This is a genomic window from Psychrobacter sp. AOP31-B2-9, from assembly GCF_052378005.1.
In the GTDB taxonomy this organism is placed as follows: domain Bacteria; phylum Pseudomonadota; class Gammaproteobacteria; order Pseudomonadales; family Moraxellaceae; genus Psychrobacter.
In genome coordinates this window covers 1-19,035 of sequence record NZ_JBQSXG010000059.1, presented here as the reverse complement: position 1 = coordinate 19,035, position 19,035 = coordinate 1, and the positions used below count along the sequence as shown (strand labels likewise).

The following is a 19,035-nucleotide window of genomic DNA, read 5'->3' as shown; positions in this document are numbered from 1 at the left end:
TATTTGTTATTATTTTTTATTCAAAAACTGCTATTTTTATGTTGGATCAACTTCGACACGATGCTCCATTCGCAAATAATCTTCTGACTGCATTTCAAGCAAGCGCGAACGTGTACGCTCAATCTCAAATGCCAGCTTCTGTCCTTGATACAACTCCAAAATGGATTGCTCTGCGCGTACCAAGAGTTTTACGCGGCGATCATAAAATTCATCGACTAGATAAATAAAGCGACGCGTTGGATCACGGTAAGTATCATCCTCTAATGCAGGCACAGCATTAACCAATACGGTGCTGAACTGTTTAGCGATTTCGATAAAGTCAGATGCTGAACGTGGCTCCATGCACAAGTGACGGAAATCACAAAATAGAATATCTTCGGTACGAGCATTGATTTTTATTTCTCGTCCATTAATAGTAATTGGCTCATTACTGATTTTTTGGTTATTAGACAAACTGGCAAAACGGTTAGCTAACCAATGGTGATTGGCTTTGGTCATCGGCGATTTGTATAGCTCCGCCTGCTGTAATACACGCAAACGATAATCAATACCAGAGTCGATGTTCATCACCACCGTATGGCTTTCAACTTCAGCAATCGCTGGTAAAAAACGGTCGCGGTGTATGCCATCTTTATACAGTCCTGCCGGCTCGATATTCGAGGTCGCGACTAGCGTAATACCACGGTTGAAAAGCATGGTGAACAAATCACCCAAAATCATGGCGTCAGAAACGTTAGACACAAAAAATTCATCAAAACAAATGATGGTCGCCTCTTCATAGATAATATCTGCCACTTTTTCTAAAGGGTCGCTCTCACCTTTTAGCTTGTGTAGCTCTTGATGTACGCGCTGCATAAAATGGTGGAAATGCAGGCGCATCTTGCGATCAAGAGTCAATGAATCATAAAACATGTCCATCATCCATGTTTTACCTCGACCTACCCCGCCCCACATATACAAGCCTTTTGGTGCTGTAGGCTTGGACTTTAAAAAGCTAAAAAACCCTTTCTTTGGTGGCGCAGTATTGACGAGCTGATGATACATCTCATCCAGATAACTCATGGCCTGAAATTGTTGCTCATCTCGAGTAAAATCATCGGTACTGACGGCTTGCTCGTAACGTTGTAATGGAGATAAACTCATAATACGACTCATCATTAGGCTAGAGCGTATCATCAATTAGCACATGAATACATTTAGTGGTCTTAAAATGGCTAAATTTTGCTAAACATCGTTAGAAATTTTGTCAATATGTTCATATTAACGGCAATTTCTGCCTTGTTTATCTACAATTTTTCTCATTTTAAGCCTCACGATCTAATTGATGACACACCCTAAATAAATATTAAAATAATAGATAAATTTTACAGGACTACATTCAAGTAAAATCCTTACATGCTGTAAAGTAAAATTCTTAAATGCTATGCTTTTCTAACAAACCTTTCAATTCTGACAAACGTCCATGAAAAAAGTGACCAGCGCCATCTACAACGCTAACAGCTATACCCAATCGTTCAGCGAATGCCTGCATATTGTCAGGGTCGATGACTTCATCTGCATTGCCATAAATCTCAAAAGTTTTGTCAGTTGGTAAACTCAGGTCACTGCTGTCATTTTTTTCGATCGATGGCGCGATAAGTGCGATTCTCGATACTTCAAAATCGCTTAGTCCCCATACATGAGAGGCTTCGATCACTTGCTCAGCCACACGTGCTGTCACATAACCGCCAAAAGAAAAACCACCAAGCCATAATTTTCGGACGTTGGTCTGTTCCGCGATCCATTGTAGCACGGTCATTGCATCAACTATCTCGCCTTCAGCATAATCATGCTCACCCGTTGACTGTCCTACACCGCGAAAGTTGAAACGTACCACATGCATACCATTGTCACGGGCAAAACGGTACATGGTCGTGACTACTTTATTATTCATCGTTCCGTCAAATAGCGGATTGGGATGGCAAAGCAGAGCCACTGTATCAGTATTCGGATCGTTAGGGTTGCCTTGTTGCCATAGTGCATCAACTTCGAGCACGCCAGCAGGAGCGGGAATCAATTGCATAACATTACTTAATAATTGAGAATGAATAGATCAATTATCCTAGATATGGTTTTTATTTCAAGTGATTTGCTGTGTACAAACATAGATTTTTTGAAATTCTAGCGATTGATAAATGAATGCCATCCTATAAGTATCAGTAATCTCAGTAGGTTTTGATATCTGTCGTATCAAAAGATAAGGGGTGTATGTAATATCACTGTAATATAGCAAACAAGAACTGCCTAGACAGACAAACGATGAATAGGTTAAATTTATGACAGTTGTTGAGTAGCATACTAGTTATTGAGTAGTACATTAGCTTGATGTGATGCTCATACAATGTCTACTTAAAATTGATACTTATGTTCGACTGACAGGGATTGAAAACCACTTATGAATACTTTCAATAAAACGGCAACCTTAACTGCAACGATGGCCGCTGTCATCGCCTTGAGCGCTTGTCAAAGCACCACACCTTCTGCACCTGTCATACAGCGTGCTGATTCTATTTATGAAACCACGGGTATTGCCGATACTAAAGTGAATGCACAGCAGATTGCGCTAGACAATGCGCAAAAAACTTGCCGAAGCAAGCAAGTGATTATCGTTGATGATACGGTAACATATAATGGTATCTTAAATGAACGTACAGGTCGCATGGTTGGACAAGTTGGTGCGGTCGTTGGTTCAGTACTTGGCACTGGCACACCAGATTTATCACGTGATGATGATTATGAATACATGATTAACTTCCGTTGCCAATAAAACTAGGACACGCCCTAGCATCGATCAAAAAATAATGACCAGTTAGCATTTAACCAGCAGTTCTGCGATAAAGTTGATATATTATTCTTATCGCAGAACTGCTGGCTTCTCTTTTTGTATGTGCGCTTTTGGGGTAAACTACGATATCGAATTTTTTATACCTATCATCAAATAGTCAAAGAAATTTAGTAGTTCTCTGACTATATAATTAAACTGTATTCGGTTTAATACTGTATTCGAAGCAATATAGGCAGTCAGTCTTGCAGCTTTCATCACCTTTGGTCCTCTAATTATGCGTAAACCTAATCTCTCACATTCTAAACAATCTAAGGTAATAACGCCTGCTAAAGATTTGGCAACTTTAGAAGCCGAACTGGCTGAACAAGAAAATGACCTTGAAGGTAATTTGGAAGATACCGTCTTGCGTCTGAGCGATTATTTATCAGCGGTTGATATGGTAATCAAACAAACCTTTAATCACCGAGTATGGGTAAAAGCAGAAATTCGTAACCTGTCTAGCAAAGGCGGACATTATTATTTTGAACTCGCAGAAAAAGATGAAGACGGCAAAGTAATCGCCAGCTGCCGTGGCAACCTTTGGCGCTTTAAAGCGGCGCGTGTATTGGCGAAATTTGAGCGCGCAACAGGCATGCCGCTTGACCGTGATTTGACAGTATTACTAAAAGTATCGGCAGGTTTTCATGCGCAATATGGTTTTTCGCTCACCATTGAGGACATTGACCCTAGCTACACGTTAGGCGACTTGGCACGGCAATATGCGGAAATGGTCGATCGCTTAACAGGTGAAGGGTTATTGCACCTCAATCAGCAACTTCCCGTCCCATTCGATATCGAGCACGTGCTTGTAATTGCGCCTGAAAAGGCTGCCGGATTGGGAGATTTTCAAGCAGATGCAGATCGTCTAGCCAGTACAGATGCCTGTCATTTCCATTACCATAACGCTACTTTTCAAGGCAATCATGCGCCTGCCGAAATTCGCCAAGCCATCGTCAATGCTCAGCAGCAGTTTTACGACACGTATCAGCGCCTGCCAGATTTATTAGTGATTATTCGTGGTGGCGGTGCCGTTGGTGACTTGGCTTATCTAAACGACTATGAGCTGGCTGCTTTAGTGGCTGAGCAGCCTATTCCTGTTTGGGTAGGCATTGGGCATGAACGTGACAAAACTATCTTAGATGAGGTCGCGCACACAAGCTTTGACACACCCTCTAAAGTCATCGCTGCGATTGGCAGTCATTTGGCGCAACTGGTCTCTCAGACGCTACAGTATCAAGCGCAAATCAAGCAAGCAGCACAGCGGCAATTAAACATCGCTGAGCAACAAACCGCACGCCAGTTAAGCCAAGTACAGTCACAAACGATTGGACAGCTCACGTCACTGCGAAAAGACAGCGATTATGCATGGCGCAATATTCAGCAAAGCGCCCAACGCCAAGTAAAGCAAGCCGTCAGATTGACAAATGATCTGCGAGAAAAAATCAAAGACGCGGCGCATCAGCAACTAGTAATCGCATCGACTTATAGTCAAGACTATCAAAAAGCCATTATAAAAAGTGCTCAGCAGACCTTAATACAAGCACAACGCAACAGTGAGCATCTACGTGACATTGTGCTGTTACATCGACCATCTCGCGTGCTGAAACAAGGCTATACCATGCTGACTGATAATAAAGACAAACAAATACTAACCAGTAGTAACCAGCTGTACCCTGAACAAACTGTGCATATTGTCCTAAAAGATGGCAAAGCAAAAGCGCAGATTATTGATATCCATACAGATCAAAAAGCGACTGAAATATCAAACACCACCACTTAACCACACAATAACACCTTACGATTATCCATCTATAGTCAAAGTATGTTTAAATCGCTACAGTGCTGCTGGGATAAATTTTTCGCAGCCTCTGTGAATATAGCAAGCAAGTAAAATTTGTACCAATAGCACCATAATACAATCGTATCGGTTTTATGTTTCTTTAACTATACTTACTTCTAAAAATTAGGAAACCTCATGGCAACCCCTACTCGCCGACGCAAAAAAGCCACCCCAAAAACCTTTAAGGCGGCTTATGACATTCTAAAAACCAATGCCGCTGAATTACAGCAACAAGACGAGCCCGATATCGACAACCTGATGACCACGGTTGAAGAGTCGATTGCGGCGTATCGCGTCTGCGAGACACGCATCAATGCCGTACAACAAGCATTAGATGCCGCCTTTGCTGAAGACGTTAAATCTGATGAAGTAGACAGCTAAGCAATACTTACTCCGGTTCGTCAACTTCAAAGACTTGGCGTAGATAGGCAAGATACGTGTCGTTATTGATCATGGTCTTGCCTGGGCTGTCAGACAATTTGGCGACTGGCTGACCGTTACACTCAACCAATTTCAGCACAATATTAATCGGTGTAATACCCATATCATTGGTAAGATTGGTACCAATACCAAAACTGGTTCTAATGCGATGCTTAAAGTATTGATGCAGCTCCCAAGCTTTGTCAAGATTCAAACCATCACTAAAAGTAAGTATCTTAGCCTTGGGGTCTATCTTCAACTTATCATAATGAGCAATCGCTTTATCACCCCAGATATAAGGATCGCCACTATCATGACGCAGACCATCAAACAGCTTAGCAAAATACAAATCAAAATCACGTAAGAAGGCATCCATGCCAACGACATCGGTCAGCGCAATGCCCAAATCACCACGATACTCATGCACCCACGCTTCAAGCGCGGCTTTTTGTGAATCACGCAAACGCACGTCCAATGCTTGAAATGCCTGCATAAACTCGTGTGCCATGGTACCAATTGGCGTCATACCTAACGTTTTAGCCAAATATACGTTGGATGTACCACTGATAATTTTTGGTTGCGCGTGATGTAACGTCTGTACCACATGCGCTTGCCAACTTTTACTAAATCGTCTACGAGTACCAAAATCTGCGACAATGAACGGCGGCGTATCTTCACTTTCTTTTGTCTGTTCTAGGGCATATTGGTGTAATAACTCGACTTTTTCATCCAGCCTACGCTGCCCTTCTTCGATGATAGTGGTATCTGATAACGCATCAAAATACAGCTCATTGACAATAGCTAAGACAAATACTTCAAAAAACATCGCCTGAATCATCGGCCCTTCAATATCGATAAACAAGCGTCCTTCATCATCGGTACTGACAGTGATAAAGCGACGTTTTAGCTTAAACAGCTCCAGATAATCGACGAAATCAGAACGCATAAAGCGTAAGCTGCGTAAGTACTCTAACTCATCTTCTAAAAAACGCAGCTCGCACAGACTGTCTAACTGTTTTTCTAATTGCTCTTTGATATCAGCCAGTGGGTAGACAGTATCTTCATTATTACGACAGCGAAAACGATAGACACCATGCGTTTGTGGAAACTGATGCAGCATGGCTTGTAACATCGTAAATTTATATAAGTCATTATCAAGTAATGAAGTAATAATAGGTGCATAGGTAACGGTCATGCTATGGCCTTAAAAAACGCAAAAATAAGAAATAAACGTCACCTAATCAGCAAAGCGACATCATATGCGGACAGTAAATTAGAGACTCTCATTCATGATTTAGAGGTTCTCATTTACGAGGAGTCTTCAATAAGCCGTTAAGTATAACGAAGTTTACGGTTTATTTCAGAGTTCACGATTAATGGCAGCATAATTAACCCCAGTTCGGGATAAGGGCTCAAAAAAAAGATAAAAAAAGAAGTCCGAAGTTGCTAAAGTAAGTTTACCAAGACAAACTTCACAACAAGGACTTCTTACATGGACAACCTAACCGAACTATACTGCCATATTGACGACTTTTATCAGCAATTCAAACCTGAGTTTGACGCTCATTTAATCGCAACGGGACACCAAAGGTTAAGAGCATGCCAGATAAGTGTAGCAGAGATTATGACCATCTTGGTACTGTTTCATCAACTGCGGTATCGACAGTTTAAGGCGTTTTACTACCATCACATGCTTGGCATGATGAAACGGGCGTTTCCAAATCTGCCGAGCTACTCGCGATTTATAGAGCTTGTGCCGCGCAGTATCATGCCACTGTGCAGCTACTTGCAAAGCATGATGGGCGACTGTACGGGTATCAGCTATATTGATTCAACCAAGATAGCAGTTTGTCATAACAAGCGTATCTACCGTCATAAAGTCTTTAAGGGACTTGCAACCCGAGGCAAAAGCAGCATGGGCTGGTTCTATGGCTTTAAGCTACACGCCATTATCAATCATAAGGGCGAGCTTGTATCTGTTAAAGTCACTGCGGGTAATACGGATGACAGAGTGCCTGTTAAGGATATGGCAACGCCTGTGTTTGGCAAGGTGTTTGGGGATAGAGGCTATATCAGTAAAGCCCTAAACGAGTGGCTCACAAAACACAATGATACCACGTTGATAACCAAACTTCGGCGTAATATGAAACCCCAATTACTTGAGCCTATGGATGAGGCACTACTCAATCATCGCTCTTTGGTTGAAACGGTGTTTGGAGAGCTTAAAAACTTGTGCCAAATCGAACACTCACGCCATCGTAGTGTCACGGGGTTTATCACAAACTTGCTGTCAGGTTTAATTGCTTATTGCTGGTTTCCCTATAAACCCACCATCAAAAATATGCCTCAGCAGGGACAGGTAGCAACATTGTAAATAGTATCAATTAGTTACAATGTGGCTTATCCCGAACTGGAGTTAATTACTACGATTAGGGCGTGTTGAACATTCAAATATTAGGGCTGCTGATCGCTAAAATTGCACTAAACTAGGCGTAAGCCGCCGATAATGTCGAGACCTTAGCTAGGTTTGCAACAACGTTTGGGGTGATTTTAGCATCAGCCCTTCGGGGCAGTACTCTTTTTTGCCAATATATAGCGAAATTGTTTAACCTAGAATGACTAGGCATCAAAAATTTCACTACATATTGTCTAAAAAATAGTCACTGCCAGCACCACATTTGAATGTTCAACACGCCCTACTCATATCTTCTATAAAAATATCACGCCCATCTATCAGTAACTATTCAACACGCTTTATGCGTTCGCGTGCATGAACTGTGCAACATAATCATCCGCTGGGTTGTTGCGTAAATCACTGGGTGTGCCTGTTTGCACTAAACGTCCACCATTCAATATGCTGATACGCTGTCCCACCTTGACCGCTTCATCTATGTCATGAGTGATAAAGACAATGGTCTTATGCAGCCGCTCTTGTAATTCAAGCAGCTGGTCTTGCAATTGAGCACGGATGAGTGGATCAAGCGCAGAGAACGCCTCATCCATCAGTAAGATTGGATTGTCAGTTGCCAGAGCACGTGCTAGACCCACACGCTGCTGCATCCCTCCTGACAACTCATCCGGATAGCTATGCTCTAGATTAGGAAGTCCTACTTCATTTAGCCAATATCGTGCAACTTCGTGGCGCTCTTTGGTGCTCATTTTTCGCACACGTAAACCATACGCGACGTTTTGCATGACTGTCATGTGTGGCACTAGGCCAAAGTGCTGAAAGACCATACTAACGGTTTGCTGACGATAATGTTGTAGCTCCTTATCATTCAGCGCTAATACATTGATAGCAGCCGATGACTTTGGAGTAGCTGCGATCACATCATCTGTGATAGTAGTCTGCGCATCAATACTCGTATCAACCCATATCTTGCCACTGGTTGGGTCAATCAAGCGATTGATATGTCGTATCAATGTTGACTTACCAGATCCTGACAGCCCCATAATACAATGCAGCTCGCCCGCTTTAACGCTTAAATTAATATCATACAGCCCAACCGAATAGCCCGTCTGCTCCTTAACCGCAACACTGTCCATACCTTTAGCCAATAATGCCATCACAGACTTTGCTTGCGTTGTATTAGCATTATAGATTTTGCTGATATTTTCTAGCTGGATGTGATTCATTGCCGTTCTCGCTATTTGTATTTTTTATTAAGGCGTGTCTTCATTGTTAGTCCATTCAAATATTCATATTCAAATGTCAGCTTACTTTCTTTTTCAGCTTAGTTTTTTATAGTCGACCAAGTCATTAACCAATCGAGCGTCTGCTCGCGTCAATCGTTTTTTGACGGGCGCGCTTGCCTTGACCAAATGCCTGAGTAATACGGTCAATAATAATAGCAACAATGACAATAGCCATACCTGCTTGTAGGCCTTGACCAATATTAAGGGTTTGAATAGATTGCAACACATCTTCGCCAAGACCCGGCGCGCCGATCATAGAAGCGAGCACCACCATGGATAGCGACATCATGACTGCTTGGTTGACACCCGCCATGATACTAGGCAGTGCTTGTGGTAACTTAATCCAAATGAGTAGCTGCAAGTGCGTGCTACCAAATGAGCGTCCCGCCTCGACCATCTCATGCTTGACCTGCGTAATGCCTAATGTCGTCAGACGAATCAATGGCGGCAATGCATAAATAATGGTGGCAAACAATGCAGGCACTTTACCAATGCCAAATAGCATGAGCACTGGTATGAGGTAGACAAAGCTTGGCATGGTCTGCATCACATCTAGTATCGGTGTAACCACCTTACGCAGCAGCTGACTGCCTGCCATCGCAATACCAATAGGAATTCCAATCACTACTGTGACCAATACTGATACGATGAGCAAGGCAAAAGTATCAATCAACGCGCCCCATAGTCCAAAAGCACCAATGAGAAACAACCCTGCGCCACATGCCAGCGCAAACCAAACCTTACGCACACCAAACCAGCCCAACACCGTAACAAGTGCAATAATCAGCCATGGTGGAATGACCGTTAATAGACGCTCAATCGGTAGCAATAAATAGGTTAATGCCATCGTACTGATGCTGCGAAAGACGTCACCGTAATTTTGAACCACACTTGCTAGTGTATTATTGAGCGGCGTCTCCAGTGACCATGAGGGGAAACTTGATGCGAGACCATGTTGATTACCATTGGTGATGTTATTAGTAACAGCCGTACTGTCGATAGGAGCACCTGTTAAGCTGATACCTAACTTGGCCGCAAGATTGGTGGCAGCTTTATCAGATAGCCACGCTTGCCAAACCTTTGGGTTCTCACGCAAAAATACCAATGCTTGCTCATCTCCGCTACGTTTACTTTCGCTCATCTCTAAGATAGCGCCATTGAGCTCATCAGAGGTAAACTGTATTTTTTTGAAGACATCTGCCAGTTCAGGATTAGACTCAATAAAAGGTGTAGATACCGCGATACCTAAAGGAGAAACAGGGAACCCAGTGACACAATCCATCGTACCATCTGCTCGTAACAAGTCTTGCCAACAGGCGTCATTATGAGCAGGAAACGCCAATGGCGCAAAGTCGTATTTTGCCATCAGCCCCGTAGGCTGCCAATAGTAGAATAACAGTGGTTTATGCTGCTCAAAAGCAGAAGAAATCTCAGCATCAAGCGCGGCTCCTGTTCCGGGGTGGGCGTTGTTAAAGGTATTGTCTAAACCCGTGTTCTTAAGTAAACGGGTATTGAAGATTTCGCACGTCCAACCAGAAGGACAATTCATAAAACGCGACTTACTAGGGTTTTCAGGATCTGTAAACAGCTCAGTGTATTTAGGCAAATCTTGATAGCTGCGTAGGCCTGGGTTTTCTTCTAATACGTAGCTAGGGACATACCAACCTTGGGTTGCGCCGCCCTTGAGCGTATCGCCGATGACCGCCACCTTATTTTGTTCGATGGCTTGTTCCATGATTGGAGATCGTCCAACCCACTGCTCTCCAATGACTTGAATGTCATTCTGTGACAGCGCCGTTTCAAGCGCGGGGCCTGCTCCTGGCACTTCTTCGATGGTACAACCATAACCCTCTTCAGCAATATACTTGAGCACTCCAGAGGTGAACTGACCGCTCTCCCATGTAATCGCGCCAAATTTTATCGGTGACTCGCAAGCTGCTGACGCCGATATAGGCAGTAATAGTGCACTCATACAGAGTAGGCTTAACGCAATCCATTGGCGCATGGGGTGTCCTATTAATAATTGATACGGTGTTATATCTATAGAGCTTAACGAACGCTACTTTAAAATGCTACTTTAAAAACACTGCCATAGCCTTCTTAAACAATCCACCATAAGGCGGCAACAACAGATTCAGACCATTCAACTTAGATTGTACAAACACCGGCTTCATGTGGCTTAAACGCTCAAATCCTGCTTTGCCATGGTAAGCACCTGTACCAGAATCGCCAACACCACCAAACGGTAAATCATGCTGAGCCACGTGTATCAAAACCTCATTAATACACAGACCACCTGAAACCGTATTATTACGTACTTTTTCTATGCCTCTATGGTTATCACCAAAGACATACAGCGCCAAAGGACGTGGACGCGCGTTAACAAAATGAATCGCCTCGTCAAGCGTCTCATAATGCATCAATGGCAAAATCGGTGCAAAAATTTCATTTTGCATGACTGCACTATCAGGAGCAGGTTCACTCACAATGATTGGCGGCATTAAACGCGTTTCGATATTGGCTTCAACAGCAGTCAGCTGACGTATCTCATCACCTGATAATGCATCTAGGTAGTCTTTAACGCGTTTAAACTGCTGGACATTAATCATACGTGAATAATCTGGGTTGTTTTCGATATTAGGATAATGCTTTTCCATCCACTCTTTTGCCAGACTGATAAACTGCTCATGATACTTGCGCTGAATCAGTACATAATCAGGGGCAATACAAGTTTGACCAGCGTTTAAGGTCTTACCCATCATCACACGATTCACCACTGTCTCTAAATTGGCACCGTCTAATACCATTACTGGTGACTTACCACCAAGCTCAAGCGTGACTGGTGTCAAGTTAGGCGCAGCGGCTGCCATGACTTTTTTGCCGACTGTTGTAGAACCAGTATATAGCAGGTGATCAAAGGGTAGCGAGCTGAATGCCGCGGCAATATCAACTTTGCCGAGTACCACACAAACCATATCTGGCGAAAAATAGCGAGCGATTGCATCAGCAAACGCTTGAGCAAATTGCGGTGCTGCCTCACTCATCTTAATCATCACCCGATTACCTGCCGTTAATGCATCAATCAACGGCCCTACTGCCAAAAATAGCGGGTAATTCCAAGGCACCATGATACCGACCACGCCTAATGGCTGCGGCTGGATCTCATTATGTGCAGGCATATACAAGGCTGAGATAGGCGCACGCTGCGTTTTCATCCATTTTTTGCCATGTTTTTTGGCATGGCTAATACCCGTAAAGCTCGGGAACAACTCGGCAAACTGCGTCTCAGATTCGCTACGATAGCCGAAGTCTGCGTTAATCGCTTCCGTAAAACCAATTTGGTTATCGCTAAGCATGACCTCTAAGTTGTCTAACTGAGTCTCGCGTGTTGCCCAATCATTTATTGGCTGCGTCCGGCTAAGTGCTTGCAAGTGTGCAAACTGCGATTGCATCTCATCGATAGTGTGAGCAGTACTGAGCACTTCAGACGCGTCTTGTGTTACTGGACTGATATCTACTGAGGTCGGCTCGCTAGCCTTTTTATTATTACCTGTCATTGTTCTTCCTTGTTATATGTATTGGCATCATTCTAGGGCATGTCCTCAATTCAATCGATAGTTATCTAAATGGGTTAAAAATGGCTAAATCTTGCCAAACGGCGTCAAATAGCTGACTAATATCTCGATATTATCTGCGCTATTTTCCTTGTTTGACTGCAATTTATCTCATTTTTATCACCATTTTTAAAATGAGGACACGCCCTAATTCACTATCTTTTAATGTAGCGTAGTGAACAGCGAATGAACAGCAGATTCCAGTAACTCCTACGTTCGTAAAAAAGTAATATGACACATCCTAGCTTATGTCTCTCCTTTACTCGTCACAGTTATTTATAAACTCTACACAGGTACAATTTATAGATTTTCAAGTTAGAGAATCCCAATTTATAGAAACCTAAATTATAAAGCCTCAACTTATAGAGAGGCAGCTTGCACAGACATTACTTACACAAGCATCGTTTACACAGACACAAAATATAACTTTGGGTGCCAATCTCAAAAACTGCTACACTTAATGCCAGAAATTAACACCTGCAAAACCTTAATAATGTATATCTAAAGATCAGACAACAATAAGACTGCCACTCTCATGGAAAACACCACACAACCGCTCAACGAAACGCTTGTCACTAAATACCTATCAACAGCCGACTATAACCCGACTCATGATGCGATGTTACAACGCACGCTTGAGCGCATTGCGTTAAAAAAAGAACAAGACTTACGGACGCCTGACGAGCTATGGATTGTCGATCATAATGATGTTTATACTCTTGGGCAGGCAGGTAAAGAAGAGCACATACTGCAACGTACTGACACCCCTATCATCAAGACAGATCGTGGCGGTCAAGTCACTTGGCACGGTCATGGACAATTGGTTGTTTATTGGTTGTTTGATTTGCACAGCTTGGGCTGGAGTGTGCGCCATTTAGTGTCTCATGCCGAACAAGCCATCGAAGATGTGATCAATGAGTGCTTACAAGAGTCTGATGCCTCGAAGAGTGAAAATATCAGCGCTCATGCACGCCGTGACGCCCCTGGGGTTTATTTATATGCGGATACTTCTGCACCAGATAGTAATACCGATACGCAAACCAACGATACACCTGTTGATGATAAAATCATGCTCGGGAAAATAGCATCACTCGGTTTTAAGATTAAGCACGGTTTTAGTTATCATGGTATCGCGTTAAACGTCAATTGCGACTTGGCGGCGTTTAATGCGATTAACCCTTGCGGTTATGCTGGCATGCAAATGCTGCGCTTATCAGATTTCGTCAATATGACTGAAAACGCTGCACCATCACTTAGCTACGAACAGGTCACACAAAAATTGATTGATAATATTGCTAAGCGTCATGCCGGTATTATTGAGTTACGAGCGATCGCACCAAAATAAATGCTTTGAGTCCATTTTTGCATAATCTTTTTTTGCATAATATCTTGCCCGCTTAGACTTAAGCATTTTGAGAAAATTTGTAGCAAACTTGCTATAATCGCTGTCGGTACAATTGGCGCAGCGATTATATGATAATAGCGCAGTCAAACCCTTATATATTATTCAAAGATTCAAAACAAAAGAAAACTGGAGCAGTTTATGGCTGATTTTAATAAAATTCTAGACGCAGGCGACGTAGATAACGGCATCATCAACGTAGTAGTAGAAATTCCAGCTGGTAGCAGTCACAAAATCGAATGGAATCGCGAGCTAGCAGTATTTGAGCTTGATCGTATTGATCCACAGATTTTTGCCAAGCCTTGTAACTATGGCTTTATCCCACAAACACTTGACGAAGATGGCGATGAGCTAGATGTGTTATTGCTTACTGAGCAACCATTACCAACTGGCATTTTCTTAAAAGCCAAAGTAATCGGTGTGATGAAGTTCGTCGATGATGGTGAAGTAGATGACAAAATCGTCGTCGTACCTGCTGACGACCGTGACACAGGCAACGCTTACAACAGCCTAGCTGATTTACCAAAACAGCTAATCAACCAGTTAGAGTACCACTTCAGCCATTACAAAGACCTGAAAAAACCAGGTAGCACTGTGGTTGAATCTTGGGACGATGTTGCAGAAGCGAAAGAAGTGATTAAAAAGTCTATCCAACGCTGGAAAGATCTATAATTTATCAAAGATTGGCAGAAATGCTGATACAGATAGATACTAAAATACCGCAATCATCATTTTGATTGCGGTATTTTTTTTGCTTGAATATTTAAATGTTCAACAGACCCTGTTTATAAAGCCGTTATAATAAACAAGACATCATCTTTAAATTTTTACGTTGCAATAAGGACAATCATGTTTAACCCCGACCCTAGCGCAAAGTCAGTCAACTCAAAACTGCCAAAAGCGGTCATTATGATGATCGAAAAAAACAATATAGTCATGGCCATCAAAACACTGGCTGAAGATGAAAACATCAGTATGGATGAAGCCAAGGTACGGATTGATGCCTATGAGACGCAGCTAAAGGTAAAACAGCAGCAAAAACTCAATACTATCGCCAGTAAGCAAGGCATACCTCATCAAGCTATCAGCTTTGATAGAGAGCCCGAAACCGAAGATGAATCTGATAAATTGGTGAAAAACCGTCTCAAAGCCAATAAAAAAGGTAAATCATTCAAAAACCTACAGGATGGCGTAGACGGCAAACTAAATGATTTAGGATGTAAAAAACCACTACTACCTTATTGGACAAAACGGTTGTTGGTTATTGCTGTCATTATGGCAGGACTGTTTTGGATACTGTGGCAAGTGTTTGGTTAGAATTCCGTACCGAGTAACCAGAGCTAATTTAAGTAGTTCCATTATGGCGGTCTGTTTTAAGTGGTCTGCTAATCCATTTGAGGGGCGAAATAGCTGGCTCCCTTAGGGTATACTCTACGCTAACTATAACTTCATAAGGGTTTTAAATGCCAGATACCTATATAGAGATTTACACCGAGCATCAAAGTGATACTTGCTTAGAATGGGTAAATAGCATGGTTAAAATGCTGATGAACTTCTACGAAGACACAAGAGGATTAACATGGTCAGGGGTATATTCAGAAACTTACCAAGGTAAAGGGTACACTTTCGTCCATCTAGCTACTTTACTCAAACACAGTGAACATGATGCTTATAAATTACTTTTTGATTTCATTCAAGAACGATGCCTATTACTCATTAAAAACCGCCCTGATGACTGTCATATCTTATTGACTCCGCAGTCCTCAACAGATTACAAAGATGGTTTAGGTCTAGGTAATAGCCAGACTACTCAAAAATTCATCCAATTTCCTAATGTTGGAGTAACTACTTCAAGATTTGCAGGTTATAGACGAATAGAGGTCATCATGGCGCATAAAAAAACTGGGTTTAGTGTCATTGCTAACGATCATAGAAGTCAGATTGGCAATACAGAAATAGCAGGTCAGTATCTGTATTCTAGAATACAGTTTTATAAATATTTACCTAAGGAGGCTATTTGGTATTAGAACACTTTAGTATTCAATAATTATACATCATCAATCTACACGACAAGTATCACTTGAAGTACACTACGATTATCAGAACAATTCAACCTATTGATACTACTAACCTACAGCCTACAGTTCGAGTCCTCACTAGAGTGTCAAACCAGTAAAAGCACTTGATTGGTTCGCCATAGGTATGCCCAAAATATAAATCCTCTAAACGATAACTCATCTGTTAATAGTCGAAGCGATTCATGAACTTGACTTTAAACCTATAGATCGAGTTGTATGGCGTTTTGCCATATATTTACCCAGTAAGGGTAAGCAAAATGCTGGTAATTGAAAAGCACCCAGTAACGGTAAAAACACCGCACCCATAAAAGGTGCCGTTATGGTGTAAGCAAGCAATACATTGCGTCCACCGCACACCAACGCAGCGATGATGGCGTTTTCATAGCCAAAACGCCGATATATTATGTAAGCCGTAAAATAAAACACCAATGCCAATACAAAACTTAGCACCAGTAACAACAATGCTTGCCACGGATTATGATCAAAGGTGGTACGAAACCCTGCCATCAGTCCAAGTGGAAACAACATCAGCAGTAAAATATTAAACTGCCCAATTTTGGGATAGTAACGCGACAAAACAGCAGGTGAAACGAACCGACGCACCCCAAAAGCTAATACTATTGGCATAACAATATAAATCAACAAACGATTGACATAAGTGCCAATGTCTATGTGCGCATTTTTATCGCCCAATAGCCACAATACGCCTAATAATGTACATGGCATGATGAGCGTAGCAGCGATAGTTTTTGCCGTCGCCAGCTGTGCATCAAACCCCACCGCATTGACCAATGCACCACTACCAAATAACGGGGCAGTAGCACCAAGCCCTGCAATCGCCAACAGCCAATCGCCACGCACACCAAGCGCATAGGCAATTAGTATTAAAGCCAGACTTATACCTCCGCTTTGTAACAAAGCAAAAACCCACACATAGCTTGTCGCTATACGCTTTAACAGTGCATATTGATCGATGCCGAGTAAAGTAAAAAACATTAAGAAAAACAGCATTTGAGGTAAATATATCAATACCACATTGGATACGTCTGGAAAAACAAAGCCAAAAATTGCGCAAACGGGCATAATTAATGTGCCATGACGCGCAATAAACCGAAGAAGCATGATCTTTCCTAATAAAAAACATTCATATAAAAAGGTATGACTCCCCTTTTTTACCATCCATTATGCAAATAATCCCCACATGATACTACTTTAGTATTTTAATTACCTAATCATACCACTGTGACGGTTTGCTACTTTTTTGGCCCAATCAGATAAACCTCATGTAAATTGAGAACACACCCTAAAAAGATGCCAGCCCGAACGCTCGACGATATATCTGCTATTATAGCGATAACGTACAAATGTATATTCTAAAGAAACTTTCTTGAGACTCACCATGATCCTTCTGCATACCTCGCTCACCAGCAAGACAACCCTCTTTTTAACAGCAGCGATATTATCCGTGTCGGCACTGGCTGCTGATTTTAACCAAACCCAATATTTGGCTGATCAAGCTGATGCTAAGGCTCAATATAGCCTTGGCTTGGCTTATTACAACGGCCAAGGCGTGCGTCAAGATTACAGTAAAGCGGCTAAGTGGTATCAAAAAGTAGCCAACCAAGGCGATGCTGATGCTGATGCTGATGCTGATGCTGATGCTGATGCTCAATATATGCTTGGGCTGATGTACGATCAAGGCGAAGGTGTTCGTCAGAATAATGCTACTGCTAAAGAATGGTTTGGTAAATCTTGTAATAACGGTCTTCAAGTTGGTTGTAATAAGTTTCAACAATTAAATGCAAAATAGAAAGCCTTAGAGCTTTTCAGAAAAAAAGATAAAGAGGTTATTGAAAATAACCTCTCAACTTTATGCTGCTCAATCCTCAATACTATTGACCCAACCAAACTCTTCCAGGATACGCATCCATTGATCGTCTAATCCCGCTTTTAGCAATAACGGCTCGCCAGTGACCGGATGGCTGAGCGCTAAAGTCTGAGCATGTAGCAGCATGCGCGTACAGTCATATTGAGTACGAAAAAACCGCGTATGACGTATATCACCGTGACTGGTATCACCCACAATGTGATGGAATAAATGCCTCATATGTCGACGCAGCTGATGCTTACGTCCAGTCTCAGGAGTCAAACGCATAAGACTATAGCGGCTAGTGGCGTGTTTTTTTGATACCGCAAATGGTAGCTCAATTTGTGCCAAACTCTGCCAGTGGGTAACCGCTTCTTGAGCAGGTTTGTCCAAGTTGGCAAACTTATCAGCGATGGCATCGGGCTTAAAGCTCAACGCATAATCAACGCTACCCTGCTCTGACATAAAGCCGCGCACCACAGCTAAATACTGCTTGGTCACTTGGTGTGCAGTAAACGCCTCGGTCAGACTACGTGCCACAGCTGAGCTCTTGGCAAACAACAACACGCCCGATGTAGGCCTATCCAACCTATGCACCGGAAACACATGACAACCCACCGCATCACGAGTGAGTTGTAGGGCAAAGCGCGTCTCGCCTCTATCCAGCCAGCTGCGATGCACCAGTAGCCCAGCTTCTTTATTAATCGCCACCAGATGCTCATCTTCATAGATGATTTCTATTTGATTGACGATATCACTTTCGGAGCCCGTGTTTTCGATATTCATGTTTTCAGTGCCCATACTTTAGGTCTTAATGAAGCCGTTTCATCGTATAAGTTGTGCTAACTTTTAACAGAATCTAGGGTCTGTCCTCATTTTAAAAATAAAGGAGTGCCCTAGCCAAAACGCTGTTGCAAATAAGCATTGATATCATTAGATTCATACATCCATTGGACATCGTCGTTTTCTTGAATGCGCAAACAAGGCACTTTTATCCGTCCACCATTTTCAGCAAGCTCATTGCGAAATTGCTCATTGTTTTTTGCATCTCGCAGCTCAATAGGCACATTCAACTTGTGAATTTGACGACGGACTTTGACGCAAAAAGGACAAGATTGGAATTGATACAAAGACAAGCCTTCACCAGCCTGATTAACTAAAGCTTGCTCTTCTGCAGTGCGGGTCATGGCTTTACCTTGTGTCATGACACTTATACCAGCGATAATTCGCCCTAGACCTTCTCGTAGTAATTTAA

General features: G+C 42.4%; 18 protein-coding genes. 9 read left to right on the top strand and 9 right to left on the bottom strand.

The genetic code is table 11. The annotated features are described in order from the left end of the window. Window positions 1–36 precede the first annotated feature (36 nt). On the bottom strand, window positions 37–1,143 hold the full coding sequence (gene zapE, locus ACT3SX_RS08445; RefSeq protein ID WP_192518731.1) for a cell division protein ZapE: 1,107 nt from the start codon (window positions 1,141–1,143) through the stop codon (window positions 37–39). 271 nt (window positions 1,144–1,414) lie between these two features. Further along, entirely contained in the window at window positions 1,415–2,062 is a 648-nt protein-coding gene (locus ACT3SX_RS08440; protein ID WP_444518443.1) for an alpha/beta hydrolase, read from the bottom strand. A 372-nt stretch (window positions 2,063–2,434) separates the two neighbouring features. Between ACT3SX_RS08440 and ACT3SX_RS08435 the strand changes: the two genes are divergently transcribed. The 3 genes from ACT3SX_RS08435 to xseB all read left to right on the top strand — a co-directional run bounded on the left by ACT3SX_RS08435 (window position 2,435) and on the right by xseB (window position 5,084). Beyond that, window positions 2,435–2,806, top strand: a complete 372-nt coding sequence (locus ACT3SX_RS08435; RefSeq protein ID WP_192518733.1) for a hypothetical protein — start codon at window positions 2,435–2,437, stop codon at window positions 2,804–2,806. Window positions 2,807–3,098: 292 nt separating this feature from the next. Next, entirely contained in the window at window positions 3,099–4,643 is a 1,545-nt protein-coding gene (gene xseA / locus ACT3SX_RS08430) for an exodeoxyribonuclease VII large subunit (RefSeq protein ID WP_192518734.1), read from the top strand. Between the two features lie 195 nt (window positions 4,644–4,838). Next, window positions 4,839–5,084 carry an exodeoxyribonuclease VII small subunit gene (gene xseB, locus ACT3SX_RS08425; RefSeq protein WP_192518735.1) on the top strand — a complete coding sequence of 82 codons (246 nt, stop codon included), beginning with the start codon at window positions 4,839–4,841 and terminating at the stop codon, window positions 5,082–5,084. Window positions 5,085–5,091: 7 nt separating this feature from the next. Here xseB and pncB read toward each other — a convergent pair whose 3' ends face one another. Beyond that, a complete protein-coding gene (gene pncB / locus ACT3SX_RS08420; protein WP_192518736.1) occupies window positions 5,092–6,318 on the bottom strand; it encodes a nicotinate phosphoribosyltransferase in 1,227 nt (408 codons plus the stop codon). 297 nt (window positions 6,319–6,615) lie between these two features. Between pncB and ACT3SX_RS08415 the strand changes: the two genes are divergently transcribed. Continuing rightward, complete coding sequence (locus ACT3SX_RS08415) at window positions 6,616–7,497, top strand: IS982 family transposase (RefSeq protein WP_301464860.1); 882 nt, start codon at window positions 6,616–6,618, stop codon at window positions 7,495–7,497. 380 nt (window positions 7,498–7,877) lie between these two features. On the opposite strand, the gene ACT3SX_RS08410 is transcribed toward ACT3SX_RS08415, so the two are convergent. The 3 genes from ACT3SX_RS08410 to ACT3SX_RS08400 all read right to left on the bottom strand — a co-directional run bounded on the left by ACT3SX_RS08410 (window position 7,878) and on the right by ACT3SX_RS08400 (window position 12,376). Then, window positions 7,878–8,759, bottom strand: coding sequence for an ATP-binding cassette domain-containing protein (locus ACT3SX_RS08410; RefSeq protein ID WP_192518737.1), 882 nt, complete (start codon window positions 8,757–8,759; stop codon window positions 7,878–7,880). Window positions 8,760–8,883: 124 nt separating this feature from the next. Continuing rightward, entirely contained in the window at window positions 8,884–10,824 is a 1,941-nt protein-coding gene (locus ACT3SX_RS08405; RefSeq protein WP_192518738.1) for a glycine betaine ABC transporter substrate-binding protein, read from the bottom strand. A gap of 67 nt (window positions 10,825–10,891) precedes the next feature. Further along, window positions 10,892–12,376, bottom strand: a complete 1,485-nt coding sequence (locus tag ACT3SX_RS08400; protein ID WP_192518739.1) for a coniferyl aldehyde dehydrogenase — start codon at window positions 12,374–12,376, stop codon at window positions 10,892–10,894. A 592-nt stretch (window positions 12,377–12,968) separates the two neighbouring features. Here ACT3SX_RS08400 and lipB point away from each other — a divergent pair. From lipB to ACT3SX_RS08380, 4 genes are all read left to right on the top strand, one after another. Continuing rightward, a complete protein-coding gene (gene lipB, locus ACT3SX_RS08395; RefSeq protein WP_192518740.1) occupies window positions 12,969–13,778 on the top strand; it encodes a lipoyl(octanoyl) transferase LipB in 810 nt (269 codons plus the stop codon). Window positions 13,779–13,976: 198 nt separating this feature from the next. Next, a complete protein-coding gene (locus tag ACT3SX_RS08390; protein WP_192518741.1) occupies window positions 13,977–14,507 on the top strand; it encodes an inorganic diphosphatase in 531 nt (176 codons plus the stop codon). Window positions 14,508–14,684: 177 nt separating this feature from the next. Continuing rightward, complete coding sequence (locus ACT3SX_RS08385) at window positions 14,685–15,152, top strand: hypothetical protein (RefSeq protein WP_192992502.1); 468 nt, start codon at window positions 14,685–14,687, stop codon at window positions 15,150–15,152. 146 nt (window positions 15,153–15,298) lie between these two features. Further along, a complete protein-coding gene (locus tag ACT3SX_RS08380) occupies window positions 15,299–15,862 on the top strand; it encodes a peptide chain release factor family protein (RefSeq protein WP_192992501.1) in 564 nt (187 codons plus the stop codon). A 231-nt stretch (window positions 15,863–16,093) separates the two neighbouring features. Here the strand turns inward: ACT3SX_RS08380 and ACT3SX_RS08375 are convergent, their stop codons facing one another. Beyond that, window positions 16,094–17,035 (bottom strand): lantibiotic ABC transporter permease, encoded by a 942-nt coding sequence (locus ACT3SX_RS08375; RefSeq protein ID WP_192992666.1) that lies wholly within the window; start codon window positions 17,033–17,035, stop codon window positions 16,094–16,096. 277 nt (window positions 17,036–17,312) lie between these two features. Here ACT3SX_RS08375 and ACT3SX_RS08370 point away from each other — a divergent pair, with 277 nt between their 5' ends. Further along, window positions 17,313–17,723, top strand: coding sequence for a tetratricopeptide repeat protein (locus ACT3SX_RS08370; protein ID WP_444761705.1), 411 nt, complete (start codon window positions 17,313–17,315; stop codon window positions 17,721–17,723). A gap of 69 nt (window positions 17,724–17,792) precedes the next feature. Here the strand turns inward: ACT3SX_RS08370 and truC are convergent, their stop codons facing one another. Both truC and ACT3SX_RS08360 read right to left on the bottom strand, forming a co-directional pair. Continuing rightward, on the bottom strand, window positions 17,793–18,581 hold the full coding sequence (gene truC / locus ACT3SX_RS08365; RefSeq protein WP_225739302.1) for a tRNA pseudouridine(65) synthase TruC: 789 nt from the start codon (window positions 18,579–18,581) through the stop codon (window positions 17,793–17,795). A gap of 95 nt (window positions 18,582–18,676) precedes the next feature. Continuing rightward, window positions 18,677–19,035, bottom strand: a 359-nt coding sequence (locus ACT3SX_RS08360) for a glutaredoxin family protein (protein WP_444761704.1), incomplete at its 5' end; no start/stop codon positions are given.